General features: G+C 69.1%; 9 protein-coding genes. 4 read left to right on the top strand and 5 right to left on the bottom strand.

The features are described 5' to 3' along the window. Positions 1-147: 147 nt before the first annotated feature. Both HBB12_RS25850 and HBB12_RS25855 read left to right on the top strand, forming a co-directional pair. Positions 148-2,019 carry a GumC family protein gene (locus HBB12_RS25850; RefSeq protein ID WP_236991990.1) on the top strand — a complete coding sequence of 624 codons (1,872 nt, stop codon included), beginning with the start codon at positions 148-150 and terminating at the stop codon, positions 2,017-2,019. A 219-nt stretch (positions 2,020-2,238) separates the two neighbouring features. After that, positions 2,239-2,382, top strand: a complete 144-nt coding sequence (locus tag HBB12_RS25855) for a hypothetical protein (RefSeq protein ID WP_236991991.1) — start codon at positions 2,239-2,241, stop codon at positions 2,380-2,382. 511 nt (positions 2,383-2,893) lie between these two features. Here HBB12_RS25855 and HBB12_RS25860 read toward each other — a convergent pair. Further along, entirely contained in the window at positions 2,894-4,219 is a 1,326-nt protein-coding gene (locus HBB12_RS25860) for a chloride channel protein (RefSeq protein ID WP_236991992.1), read from the bottom strand. A gap of 112 nt (positions 4,220-4,331) precedes the next feature. Between HBB12_RS25860 and panE the strand changes: the two genes are divergently transcribed. Continuing rightward, positions 4,332-5,270, top strand: a complete 939-nt coding sequence (gene panE / locus HBB12_RS25865) for a 2-dehydropantoate 2-reductase (protein ID WP_236991993.1) — start codon at positions 4,332-4,334, stop codon at positions 5,268-5,270. 116 nt (positions 5,271-5,386) lie between these two features. Here the strand turns inward: panE and HBB12_RS25870 are convergent, their stop codons facing one another. Continuing rightward, complete coding sequence (locus HBB12_RS25870; protein ID WP_236991994.1) at positions 5,387-8,062, bottom strand: AbfB domain-containing protein; 2,676 nt, start codon at positions 8,060-8,062, stop codon at positions 5,387-5,389. A 34-nt stretch (positions 8,063-8,096) separates the two neighbouring features. Between HBB12_RS25870 and HBB12_RS25875 the strand changes: the two genes are divergently transcribed. Beyond that, complete coding sequence (locus HBB12_RS25875) at positions 8,097-8,357, top strand: hypothetical protein (protein ID WP_236991995.1); 261 nt, start codon at positions 8,097-8,099, stop codon at positions 8,355-8,357. Between the two features lie 10 nt (positions 8,358-8,367). On the opposite strand, the gene HBB12_RS25880 is transcribed toward HBB12_RS25875, so the two are convergent. The 3 genes from HBB12_RS25880 to HBB12_RS25890 form a co-directional block, all read right to left on the bottom strand. Next, positions 8,368-11,328 (bottom strand): AbfB domain-containing protein, encoded by a 2,961-nt coding sequence (locus HBB12_RS25880; RefSeq protein ID WP_236991996.1) that lies wholly within the window; start codon positions 11,326-11,328, stop codon positions 8,368-8,370. 25 nt (positions 11,329-11,353) lie between these two features. Next, positions 11,354-12,010 carry an SCO family protein gene (locus HBB12_RS25885; protein ID WP_236991997.1) on the bottom strand — a complete coding sequence of 219 codons (657 nt, stop codon included), beginning with the start codon at positions 12,008-12,010 and terminating at the stop codon, positions 11,354-11,356. 514 nt (positions 12,011-12,524) lie between these two features. Next, the gene (locus tag HBB12_RS25890; RefSeq protein WP_236991998.1) at positions 12,525-13,475 is read right to left on the bottom strand and encodes a class I SAM-dependent methyltransferase; all 951 of its coding nucleotides are present in this window, start codon (positions 13,473-13,475) and stop codon (positions 12,525-12,527) included.

Here is a 13,475-nt window from a genome sequence, read left to right on the forward strand (position 1 = left end):
CCCGGGCCGGACGTACACCTCCGAGGGTCACGGGTGGGTCCGCGGGGTCGAGAGATCCCGATGATCCGCCCGCGGCGGCCACCAGCGCCCGCGGGGGAGCCGCCGACCCTGATCCCCCGCCGCGGTCGAGCCGAAGAGAGCGCGATCTTGCTGAACAACCCGATCTGGACCGACCCGTCCCTGGCCCCGCGCCTCCGGGACGACCCGCCGGAGACGCGAAGCCTCGAGGTCCGCGACATCCTCGCGTTCCTGCGCCGCCGCCGCGCCCGCATCCTCGCCTGCGCCCTCGCGGGGGCCGCGCTCGGCGCCCTCACGACGCTCGCCGCGACCCCGGTCTACACCGCCCGGGCGCAACTGGTGATCGATTCCAAGATGCCGCCGCTCTTCGCCGAGCCCGGCGGCGAGGCGCGCTTCGCCATCGATACCGGCCAGATCGCCAACCAGATGGCGATCCTGCGCTCCGAGAAGGTTGCCCGGATGGTGATCGACAAGCTCGGGCTGCGGGGCGATCCGGAATTCGCCGGACCGACGCTCCGGCTCCCGGCTTGGGCCGCCGCCATGCAGGGCCGCGCCGTCGCGCTGTTCGAGGCCGCGCGCGCGGCCTTCAAGGGCGCGACCGGGCGCGCCGAGGCCGAGGCCGACGGGGGCCTCGAGGCGGAACGGCGCCTGCTCGATACCTTCGCGGCCCGGCTCGACGTGCGCCGCGCCGGCCTGGCCTATGCTCTCGACATCACCTTCTCGGCTCGCGATCCCCAGAAGGCGGCCGACATCGTCAACGCCGTGGTGGAGCAGTTCCTGCGCGAGAAGATGGAGGCGCGGATCGAGGCCTCGCGCTTCGCCACCGACTGGCTCAACGAGCGCGTCGACCGGTTCCGGACCCAGATGAACACGGCGATCCGCGCCGTGCAGGAATTCCGCGCCACCCACAATTACCGCATCCGCCGCGGCCGGCGCGACGATCCCGACGGGCCGGTGGCGAGCGCCGGCACGCAGGTCGTGCCGCGGGCGCCCGTCGACGACGAGCCCGGCACGCTGGAGGAACTCGAATCCGCCGCCGAGACCTCGCGCAAGGTCTATGAGAGCCTGCTGGTCGTGCTGGCCGAGGCGGTGCAGCGCCAGAGTGCGCCGGTGGCCGATTCCCGGGTCATCACCGCGGCGACCCGGCCGCTGTTCCGCTCCAATCCGGGCCTGCGGCTGACGATGCCGGCCGGCGCCGTGGCGGGGGCCGGGCTGTTCGTGGCCGTCGGGGTCGCGGGCCTGCTCCTCGACGGACGCGCCCGCTCCCGGCGCCAGGTCCGGGCGGCCACCGGGCGGGATTGCCTCGGCTGGATTCCGGCGCGCCCCGAATCCCGCCCGGGGCTTCGGCGGCGCCGCGGCCTGACCGACGAGGCCCGGCTCTGCGCCGGGCTGGCCGAGGGCCTGCAATGGACCCGGCTCTCGCTGGCCTCGTCGAAGCACGCCGCGCCCCTGCGCAGCATCGGCCTGACGGCGGCGGGCCGCACCTGCGGCCGCACCAAGGCGCTCGCGACGATCGAGCTCGCCCGGCTCTACGCCGCCGCTGGGGCGCGCGCCCTCGTGATCGACGCCGATGCCGCCGAGCCGGTGCGGCGCGATCCCGGTGTGGGCGAGGGGATCGTCGCGGACTTGCGCGGCTTCGGGCCCCGGGCCTCCGAGACCTGGCGCAGCCACGTCACGGCGCTCTCCGATGGATGCGACGTGCTGAGCCTGGCACACGAGGCCTTGCCCTCGCCGCACTGGCTCGGTTCGCCCGCCATGGAGGCCTTGCTCACCAGCCTGTGCGACGCCTACGACGTGGTGATCGTCGACCTGCCGCCGGTCGGCCGCTCCGCCGCCACCGTGGCGCTGGCGCCCCTGCTCGACGGCGTGGTGGTGATGACCGAGTGGGGCCGCACACCCCTGCGCACCCTGACCGAGGCCTGCGAGGTCCTGGAGCATGCCCGCGCACGGATCCTCGGCACGATCACCACGGAGGTCGACCGGACCGCCCTCGACGGCTGAGGCATGGCCGTGACCAGGGCCCGGAAAAGTGGCCCGATGCCCGTCAGCCAGGCATATGATGCATGATTGACGGGCAATTCAGCATAATCGCGCCAGTTGCATGCGATTGCTGCATATCGCAGCTGCGAGATCGATGATTGCTGCAATGCAGAATGAGGATCATGGTCGGGGTCAGGAACCACAGAGTTCCAGTCCACCTCCCACTTCGGAGCCGAACCCATGGCCTCCTCGCCCTCGATCGCCGCGACCCGTTCCATCGCCCCTGCCAAGACGGCCGCCAAGCCGGGCCTGTTCGCCGAGATGCTGCGTCTCTGGCTCGAGCACAACCGCCGCCTCGCCCTGGTCGGAATGCTGCCGCTTTGACCGGATGCGTCCGGGCGTCATCGTCCGGACTTTGCGCGCCGGCGCAGCGGAGCTCTGAATTCAGAACACCGCATGGTGAAGAACGAAGCGGATAGCCTTCCGCTTTGTTCGGAACAGCCCGCGGTTCTGGATTACAGGCTCCGCTTCGCGGCCGCGGACTGATACCAACGGTCGTTGAGAACGACCTTCGGTGCCGTTCTCGAATTTTCGCCAAGTCTCGAATTTACGCCAAGCCCGAGGTCCCGGACTTCTGGGCTTGGCGTCGGAAATTCGAGATGGGTCGACGGCCCCGTCGATCTCGGGCTTGCCCGGGATCGAATCGATGCGTCAGCATCTTGGGCCGTTGGTATGACTCGGCTGGTTTGAGATCCGTCGATCGCAGTCGAACTGCCCCTGGCGCAGTCTCCATGCCTGTCGGGCACGCGACCTCAGGCCGAGATCGCAGGCGCAATCGCGTCGGCACTCGCGATGCGGAGGCGGAGTCTCTGCACCCGCGAACATTCCCCCGCTCTCACGCCGGCCCGCTGACCTCCGGCCCATGCGTCTTGCGCCCGGTGATGCGCTCGACCATCGGCTCGGCCAGCGCATGGTAGAGCCCGTGCTTGCAGACCAGCTTCGAGGCGCCGTCGGCGATGAGCGCCGTGATCATCAGGGGAATCACCAGGCCGTGATTCTCCGTCATCTCCGACACGATGACGAACGAGGTGATCGGCGCCTGCAGGACGCCGGTGAGGTAGGCCACCATCCCGACCAGCACCACGGCACCGACCGGCACGTCCGCGAACAGGCGGGCGATCTCGGCGCCGAGACCCGCCCCGACGGCCAGGGAGGGGGCGAACAGCCCGCCCGGGATGCCGCTGATCGACGACAGGGTCGTGGCGACGAATTTCAGCGGGCCGAACAGAGGATGGGTGTCCGAGTTGCCGTGGAGCAGCGCCTTCGCCTGCTCGTACCCGGTGCCGTAGACGTGCCCGTGCGTGGCGAGACCGCACAGGGCGACGCCGAAGCCGCACAGGGCGGCGAACACGACCGGCCGGCCGGAGACGAACCGCCCGAGCGCCCCGGGCAGGCCGCCGCAGGTGACCAGGATGACGATGCGGCTGAACAGGCCGCCGGACAGCCCGCCCAGGATGCCGCAGAGCGGCACCACGGCCCAAGCCGCCAGCGGCAGGGTGTCGCCGGTGGTGCCGAAATAGGTGTAGTTGCCGACGATCGCGAGCGAGGTCAGGCCCGCCGCGATGATCGCCCCGAGAATCAGGCTCGACGTCTTGGCCTCGTAGGAGCGGCTCAGTTCCTCGATGCCGAACACGATGCCGGCGAGCGGCGTGTTGAAGGCCGCCGCCACCCCGGCCGCGCCGCCGGCGAGCAGGAGGCCGCGCTGGCGCTCCGGCGCCAGGGGGCCGGCCGCCGCCATGAGCGCGGCACCGACCTGCACCGTCGGCCCCTCGCGCCCGGTCGAGGCGCCGCAGAACAACCCCAACGTCATCACCACGATCTTGCCGAAGGCGGTGCGCAGGGAGATCAGGGGATGACGCAAGGCGGCGTCGTCGATGTCCCGGGCGGCGATCACCTGCGGGATGCCGCTGCCCTGCGAGTTCGGAAACACCGTGCGGGCCAAGAGCGCGGCGAGCCCGAAGCCGAACGGGGTGAGGACGAGGGCGATCAGCGGCGAGATCCCGATCACGGCCCGGAACGCCGATTGCGCCGCATCGGCCAGATGCGCCATCAGCACCGCCGCGGCACCGACCGCGATGCCGCCGAGCACGAACAGCCCGCGCCGGCCCCAGATCCCGACGAGATCCCGCGATCCCGGCAGCCGCTCCCTCAAACCCCGCACGCGACGCAACCCTTCGTCCAACCAGACCAGCCGGCACCTTGGACGAAACCGCCGCCGATGCGAAGCTCTGCCGGAACAGGTCAGGCCTGACCATGGGACAGGAGGAAGCGTCATGCGGGTGCTGGTGGTGGGGGCAGGGGCGACCGGCGGCTATTTCGGGGCGCGGCTCGCGCAAGGAGGCCGCGACGTGACCTTCCTGGTCCGCGAGGCGCGGGCGGCGCGGCTCGCGGAAGGGGGGCTCTCGGTGCGGAGCCCCCTCGGGGATTTTCGTATCGACCGGCCGGCGACCGTGACGGCGGCCACGATCCCCGGGCCCTTCGACCTCGTGCTTCTCAGCTGCAAGGCCTACGACCTCGCCGGCGCCCTCGACGACGTCGCCCCGGCGGTGGGACCGGACACGACGGTCCTGCCGATCCTCAACGGCATGGCGCATCTCGATGCCCTCGACGCGCGGTTCGGGGCGGAGCGGGTGCTCGGCGGCTCCTGCGCCATCGCGGCGACGCTGTCGCCGGAGGGTACGATCGTGCAGATGAGCGAGTTGCACGCGCTCACCTTCGGCGAGCGGGACGGGACGCGCTCGGAGCGCATCGCCCGGGTCGCCGGCGTGATGGAAGGGGCGGGCTTCGCGGCGCGGCTCAGCGACAAGATCCTGCTGGAGATGTGGGAGAAGTGGGTCTTCCTCGCGACGCTGGCCTGCGGCACCTGCCTGATGCGGGCCACGGTCGGCGACATCGTGGCTGCCCCCGGCGGGCGCGAACTGATGCTCGGTCTCCTGGAGGAATGCCGCGGCATCGCGGCGGGCGCCGGCCATGCGCCGCGGGAGAAGTTTTTGGAGTCGAGCCGCGGCACCCTGACGGCGGCGGAGTCGCGCTTCACCGCCTCGATGCTGCGCGACATCGAGAAGGGCGCCCGGATCGAGGCCGACCACATCGTCGGCGACCTCCTCGCCCGCGGCCGCGCGGCCGATCCGGACGGGGCATGGCCGTACCTGTCGACCGCCCATACCCACCTCAAGGCCTATGAGAGCCGGCGGGGGCGGGAGCAGGGCTGAGCCAATCGCGAGACGGCGTGCCGAGTCGAGGCGTGCCGGCGCCGTCGCGCGAATCAAGGAGGGGAGGACGGTGGGACCGTCCTCCCCTGTGCCGTACCTCCGGGGGGTCGGCCGGTCTACTGCGACAGGAAGGTTTGGTTCGCGCCGCCGTGGCAAGTCCAGGCCGCCGTCACCGCGCCGGGCTGCGTCGAGCCGTTCCAGATATCGACGCAGAGGCCCCCGTCATTGACCGACACGAGGGCGTTGCCGCCGTTCTGGGACCGCAGCGTCCAGGCCTGGTTGGTGCCGCCGTTGCAGGTCCATTGCGTGATCGGGGTGCCGGGCGCCGCCGGGGGCTTGAGCAGGCTCATGTCGAGGCACTTGCCCGAGGCCTTGTTGACGTAGGCGGTTCCGCCATTGCCGGGGGTGGGGGTCCAGGTCTGCTCAGGCACGCCGGTGCAGGTCTGCTGCGTCACCGCCCCGCCGTCGCTGGTGTCGCCGGAGGCGATCGACAGGCAGAGCCCCGAATTCGCCGCCTTCAGCACCGAGGTCGTGGCGGTCAGGCCGTTCGCCGGGCAGAACGAGGCGTCCTGCTTGAACAGGTCGCTGCCGTCCGACTTCGCGATGTAGAACGTGAAGTTCGCGTGGCGCAGGTAGTAGCCCGGCCAGTCGATCGACTCGTAGGACGTGCACGGTCCGGTATTGCAGCCGCAGGTGCCGGCGAGCCCGGCGCGCGGGAGGAAGGTGGCGCCGCGCTTGAAGACGTCGCCGCCGTCATTGGCCTGCTGGAAGATCTGGAAGTTCTGGTGGCGCAGGTACTGGCTGGCATTGGTGCTCGCCTGGAACGACACGCCCGAGCCGGCGAGGCCCGGCACCTGCCGGAAGGTCGCCTGCTGCTTGTCGCCGGCGCTGGCCGGGGTGACGAGCTTGGCCGCACCGTTGACGTTGGTGAGGTAGCTCCCCGTGTAGTTGCTCGCCTGGAGGCTCACCGGCGCGCCGGTGCCGGTCGTGCCCGCCCCGGCACCCGTGCCGGTGCTCCCGCCCGTGCCGCCGCCGGCCGATCCGCCGGTGCCGCCGCCATTCTGCCCGCCGCCCGCGGCGGTGACCACGGCCGGGGCCGCGACCTGGGATGGTGCCGCGACGCCGTTGCCGAGCGCGACGATCACGCCCGGCGAGGGCACGCCCTTCTGGTCGATCGCCACCAGCTGGTAATAGCCGGGAGGCGCGACGTTGCCGTTGGCCGGATTCCGCACCGTCACGGCGTTGCCGGCTTGCGTGAAGGCGGCGACGTAGCGGCGCTGCCCCGAATTGAAGCTGTGCGTCACCGTGCTCAGGCCGATCAGGACGACCTGCGACAGCCCGTTCGGCGAGGTGAGCTCGAACTGCATCGACTGGCCGTGCTGGAGCTGCACGGTCGAGAGGCTGACGATCTGCGGGCGCGGCGCGAGGGCGGTCTTGCCGTTGACGGTGGCGAACAGGTAGGGCGGGTAGAACACCTCGACGTTCTGGTTGGCGACCGGGCCCGGTGCGCCGCCGCCGGCCAGCAGCAGGGCGCCGTTCTGCATCAGGATCGCGGTCGAGTGGTAGCCGCGATAGACCCCGCCCGAGGCCCCGAGCGACCAGCGGCCGGTCTTGGGATCCCAGATCTCCGATTGCAGCACGGTGTCGCCGTCGCCGCGGTCGTTCCACTTGCTGCCGCCGGTCACGGCGACCTGGCCGGTGGGCAGGACCGTGGCATTGGCCCATCCGCGGCCGACACTCATCGGCGCGGTGTCGGTCACCACCGGCATGCCGCCGTTGATGTCGATCACCGTGGCGCGGCTGCTCGCGAGGAAGCCGGTGCCGTTGTCGTAGCTGTTGCCGCCGACCTGGAGGATCTTGCCGGTGTCGTACATCGCCGCGGTCGAGACCGGGCCGACATTCGGCGCGTCGGTGGCGGAGTTCGCGTTGCGTTGCGCTTCCTTGAAGTTCATCGCAGTGACCGAGCCGTTGTTGCTCGGATCGAGGAACCACATCTTGTCGGCGGTGATGCCGAACACCTTGCCGTTCGGGGCGATCCAGGCGCGCGGATACCAGAAGCGGTTGTTGTCGGGGCCGAACGCGTCGCGGCTCTTGGCGCCGAACAGGCTCCGCCAGCCGTTGCCGTCGTAGATCTCCGGGGTCATCCCGGTCATCAGGCCCTTGTCGATGCTGCCCTGCGGATCGCCCCAGCCGCCCTGGTAGGGATAGGAGCCGCCCATGATCAGCTGCTGGCCGTTGGGCAGCGTGATCATCGTCGAGTAGTAGCGGTCGTTGGCGAGCTTGGCGTTGGTACCCGACACGCCGGTGCCGGTCCGGTTGAGGACGACGCTGCCCTTGTCGTTGCCGTTGTCGAAGATGCCGCCCGCGATGAACAGAGATCCGTCGGCCCGGAAGGCCTGCGCGGCGCAGAAGCTGTTCACGCCCGCGACGCCCGGCAGGGTGATGTGGCCGGCGCCGATGCCCTGGCCGGGATCCCAGATGTCGAAGGTGCGGCCGTCCTGGGTGCCCGGGTTGCCGCCCGGCGTGCCGTAGGATGCGATCTTGCCGCTCGGCAGCAGGCCGAGGGTGATGGCGTTCATCGGCCAGTTCTGCACCCCCGAGAACACGCCCGTCGTGGGCGCGTTGTCGGGAAGCGCCACGCTCCCGAGCACCGGATCGGCGACCTGGTTCACCACCACGCCGAACTGCGCGGCATGGGCCGGCGACAGGAGGCCTGTGCCCAGGATGGTGGCAGAGAGGAGGGCGACGTCGCGCAGGCGCGGGCGACGCCCGGCCGGGAACAGTGCGGTCATCGGTACAGGCTTCCTGTCAGGTCTGAGGGCGCGGATGTCGCTCGAGAGCCGGGGCGAGGTTCCGGGCGGCATTGTCGATGAAGCGACCGACCGCCACATCGATTTGTATGGCGCAGGTCTCTCCATTGGCTTGTTCGGATCGTTTCTTGTCACCGGATCGACGGTCGATCCGAGAAAAGATTTTCGTATGTCTCGTATCGCTCTCTTGCATGAAGGCCGGCCGGCATGGCGATTGTCATGCTTGTATTTGCGATGTGTTTCTATTTCGTATCGCGATGCCGACCGATATATTTAAGAAAAACTTTTTAGTAGCGGTAGATGGTGCGATCGAGGCCGACGACGATCGCCCGTTGGGCGTTCGGGACGGTGAGGGCGGTCGCCTTGAAGCTCGGATCGACCAGCGCCCAGTTCCCGACCGTGTCGTCGCCGGTCTTGCGCCACATCAGCTGGCTGGCGGTGTTCGTCACCACGACGCTGCCGTCCGGCGAGGCCGCGATCTCGGCCGCGCTGTTCCCGACCGCGACCCAGTTGCCGCCCTGGTCGCCGCGATAGACGTTGTTGTCGAGGCCGATGTGCCAGAGGCTGTTGCGGTTCATCACCGCCACCCGCAGCGCCTTGCCGGGCAGCTGCTTCCAGGCATTGGCGTTGTCGTCCGCCTGCTTGAGCCAGATGTCGTTGTTGCCGTTGGCGATGAGAATCGTGCCGTCCGCCGCCGCGATCGACTTCGCGTTGGTGCCGACCTGGGTCCAGCTCTGGCCGTTGTAGCGGTAGACGTTGGTGTCGGTGCCGACGCCGTAGATGCTGGTGGCGCTGAGGACCGCGATGTCGGTGAAGTTTCCGGGCAGCGGCGTCCAGGTGTTGTCGCTCACGTAGCGCCACGGCACCTTGGTGTCGGCGTTGAGCGTCACGAGGGTGCCGTCCGTCCCGACCGAGACGCGCGAGGCCGCGACGCCGATCGGCGTCCACTGGCCGTTCGCCGCCGGCATGGCGCTGGAGCCGTCAGCCGGCGGCGCGACGCAGAACGAGGCGTCCTGGTTGTAGGTGGGACCGCCATCCGGCTTGGCGATGTAGAAGCTGAAGTTCTGGTGACGCACGTAGTAGCCGGGCCAGTTCACCGACTCGTAGGACGTGCAGGTCCCGGTATTGCAGCCGCACGAGCCGGCGAGGCCTGCGCGCGGGGTGAAGGTCGTGTCGCTCTTGAAGAGATCGCTGCCGTCGTTGGGCTGCTGCCACAGCTGAAAATTCTGATGGCGCAGGTACTGGCTGGAATTCGTGCTCGCCTGGAACGACACGCCCGAGCCGGCCAGCCCCGGCACCTGTCGGAACGTGGCCTGCTGCTTGTCGCTGGCATTGGCCGGGGTGACAAGCCGCGCCGTGCCGCCGACGTTGGTGAGGTAGCTCGTGGTGTAGTTGCTCGATTGCAGGCTCACCGTCGCGCCGGTGCCAGTCGTGCCCACTCCGCCGGCATAGCCACCGCCGCTCCCGCCCGTGCCGCCGCCCGCCGATCCTCCCCCGGTGCCGCCGCCCGTCCCTGTGCCGCCCTGTGCCGGGGTGACGAAGGCCGTCGCCTGGGCCGGGGCGGTCACGTTGGCGCCGAGCGCGATGATGATGCCCGGCGAGGGAACACCGTTCTTGTCGATGGCGACGAGTTGATAGTAACCGGGGGGCGCGAGGTTGCCCGAAGCCGGCGCCTGAACGGTCACCGCATTGCCCGACGTCGAGAAGCTGGCGGAATAGCGCCGCTGGGTCGCGTTGAAGCTGTGCGTGACGAGACTGGTCCCGATCAGCACCACCTGCGACAGGCCGTTCTGCGAGGTCAGCTCGAACTGCAGGGATCGTCCATAGGACAATTGCAGGCTGCTCAGGCTCACGATCGATGGGCGCGGCGCCAGGGCCGCGGTGCCTCCCGTCGCGGCGAACAGGTAGGGCGGGTAGTAGATCTCGGCGTTCTGGTTGTTGACCGGTCCCGGAGCGCCGCCGCCGGCGCTGAGCAGGGCACCATTCGGCATCAGGATCACGGTCGAGTGGTAGCCGCGGTAGATCGCGGCCGAAGCGGCGGCAGTCCATTGCCCGCTCGACGGGCTCCAGATCTCGGTCTGCAGGACCGTGTTGTTGTCGGCCGTATCGTTGAACAGGCTGCCGCCGGTCACAGCGACCTGCCCGGTGGGCAGGACAGTGGAGTTCGACCACGCACGACCGTATTTCATCGGCGATGTTTCGGCGACGATCGGGGCCGTCCCGTTGATGTCAATCGTCGTTGCAAGACTGCTCGCGAGATAGCCCCCGTCACCGTTCGTCATGCTGTTGCCTCCGACTTGGAGGATCTTGCCGGTGTCGTACATCACGGCCGTCGAGGCCGGACCGGTATTCGGGGCCGCCGTGGCGGAATTCGCGCTCTGCGGCGGAGCCTTGAACGCCATGGCGGCGACGGAGCCGTTCCCCGTCGGATCGAGAAACCACATCTTGTCGGAGGAGATCCCGAAGACCTTCCCGTTGGGGGCGATCCACGCGCGCGGGAACCAGTACCGGCTGTTGTCGGGGCCGAACGCGTCGCGGCTGTTCGCGCCGAACAGCGTGTTCCACTTGGTGCCGTCGTAGAGTTCCGGCGTCATGCCGGTATTGTACCCTTGGTTGATCGAGCCTTGCGGGTCCGACCAGCCAACGGCATAGGGGTAGTCTCCGCCCATGATGAGTTGCTGGCCGTTCGGCAGCGTCAGCATGGTCGAATAGTAACGGTCGTTGCCCAGCTTGGCTGCGTTGGCTGTCAGGGCGGTGGCGCTGCTGTTGAGGATGACGCTCCCTTTGTCGTTGCCGTTGTCGAAGATGCCTCCCGCCGACATCAGCGTGCCGTCGAAGCGGAAGGTTTGCGACGAGCAGAAGCTGTTGATTCCGACGACCCCCTGCAGGGTGGTGTGGGCGCCGCCGGCATTCAGGCCCTGGGTCGGATCCCAGATGTCGAAGGTACGGCCGTCCTGGGTGCCGGGGTTGTTGACCGGGGTTCCGTAGGACACGACCTTGCCGTTCGGCATCAGGCCGAGGGCGATCGCGTTGATCGGCCAGTTGTAGACGCCCGACCATAGGCCCTGGGTCGGCGCGTTTGCCGGGATCGACAGGCCGGCGAGCATCGGATCCGGCACTTGGTTGACGACCACGCCGAACTGCGCGGCCTGCGCGGGCGACAGGAGACCTGCGCCCAAGATCGTGGCGGAGAGGAGGGCGGCGTCGCGCAGGCGCGGGCGGCGTCCGGCTTGGATCGCTGCGGTCATGACGGGAACTTTCGCTTCGGAAAGGTCAGAGGGGGTTGGAACCGTGGGCGTCGAGACCCTGCGCGAAACTGTCGAGGAGGGGGATGTCGCGTTCGAGCCGCGGGCGATCGACCGGGTCGCCGCCGTAGGACATCGCGATCCCGCCGCGCCGGTCGAAGACCAGGACCTGCGGCGGCGGTTCCGGCAGCGACGCCGCCGGATAGCGCAGCATCGCCACGAGCGAGGCGGTCCAGGCCGCGTCGCCGGCGAGGAACCGCAGCCGCGTCTGCGCCCCGACGGTGCCGTCGACGAAGGCGCGCAGGGCCGTCATGCCGCTTGCCTTGCCATCCTTCGTCGCGTCGTCGAGCGAGACCGCCAGGAACACCGCGCGGTCGCGGACCGTCTCCGGCAGGGCCTTGGCGACCCGGTCGAGGTCGAGGGTGCGGGTGACGCAGACGATCGAGCAATCGGGCGCCACGAACGCCACCACGGCGATCCGGTCGCGGAGATCGGCCGGGTTCAGCGCGACGCCGCGCTGGTCGGCCCGCTGCCCCGCGCCGGCCGAGGGCCAGAGCAGGGTGTCGAGGTCGCTTCGAGGCGCCGCCGCAGCGTTCGCCTGCGGCTCAATCGAGGCGGTGCTGGGGATGCCCCAGAGGGGCAGGCCGGCCACGAGGGCGGCCACGTACTTGAATCCCGGCCACATGGCTCGATTCCGCCAATCCATCGCTGAGTTGTCCCAACGGCGAACCTGATGCACGGGCGTTTAAAACCCGTAATGGGGCGCGGATAACGAATCATGACCTGGATGATCCAGGGAGTCGGGGCTTTCGCGGTTGCAACTTGCAGTATATTTTGATGACTAAGCCGTCAGGCTTAATGAGACGCGGAGATTTCTGCTAGGAAACGCGGAGATCGTGCGGAAACCGGGCGGTGCCGGCAAGGGCGATCGGTGTGGATCGGGGGGCCCGAACGGTCTCCTGGATGTCCGCGACGCGCTCGCTGTTCCGGTTGGGATGGGGACGAGGAGCTATGGGATCAAGAAGAGGCGCAGGTTTCGTTGCCGGGAGGCGCTGAGATGAAATCACCGAAGCACGGGCGCAGAGTACCGTTCTCACTCGGAAAAGTAGAGACCCGCGGTACCATCGTGTCGTAAACGTTGTTGGATGACGACGTTCCTGGATAGGGCTGAACACCGCAAGGTGACATGACGCGCGTTTCTATTCCTTGTGCGCGAACAGGTAGGTCCCGCTCGCCAGTTCCAGGTTTTTCTGGTCACTCAACTGCGTCACGTAGGGCTCCTGGAGGAGCGAGAGCGGGTCGGCGGTGAAGTCGGAGAGGCGGCGGGACAGGAAACGCTTGCGCACGTCCGGCGGCAGGCCGGCGGCCCAGGACTGGATCATCCAGGTCAGGCTCCAGATCGGCAGGAGCGAGGCCGGGACGTATTGGTGGTCCACCGCCAGGTGGTCGGCGAACAGGTTGCGCAGGCCCTCGCCGGTCATGTTGTAGTAATGATGCGGATAGCCGTGCAGGGGTTGCAGGAACGGCACCGCGCAGACCAGCTTTCCGCCGGGCTTGAGCACCCGGGCGATCTCGCGGGCGCAGGCGAAGGGATCGCGTACATGCTCCAGCACCGCGATCGAGATCACCCCGTCGAAGCTGGCATCGCGGAACGGCAGCACCTCGCCGATGCCGAGCACGTCGGTCGTGTCGTAATCGGCGATCTCGAGGTTGACGACGTTGGCGTAGTACCGGTCGCGCCGGCCGGCGCCGCAATCGAGGATCAGCCCGTCGGGGTTCGCCGCGATGAGTTCGTGGACATGGCCGTCATAGGCGTTCTGCGAGACGTTCGGGCTGTCCTCGGCGCCCGACAGCGCCCGTAAGTCCTCGCTGAGATAGTCGTATTTCTCGCCGATCCGGCGGTGGGGCAGGTCGTCCCGCATCAGGGGCCCGAGCCGCGCGAGTTTTTGGGCCCGCATCGCCTCCAGCCCCGCGGGCAGGCGGCTCTGGCGCCGGCCCTGGCGTAGCCCATGCTTGTCGAAATGGGCCCGGCCGCTGGCGAGCCTGCCTTCGCGCACCGCGAGCTGGATATCCGGATTGGCCGCGAGGTAATCGACCTCGCGGAAGGTCGCCGCCGTCGCCGGCTCGACCATGTCGAGAGAGTGCGCCAT

The sequence above is a fragment of the Methylobacterium sp. SyP6R genome (assembly GCF_019216885.1).
GTDB lineage: Bacteria > Pseudomonadota > Alphaproteobacteria > Rhizobiales > Beijerinckiaceae > Methylobacterium.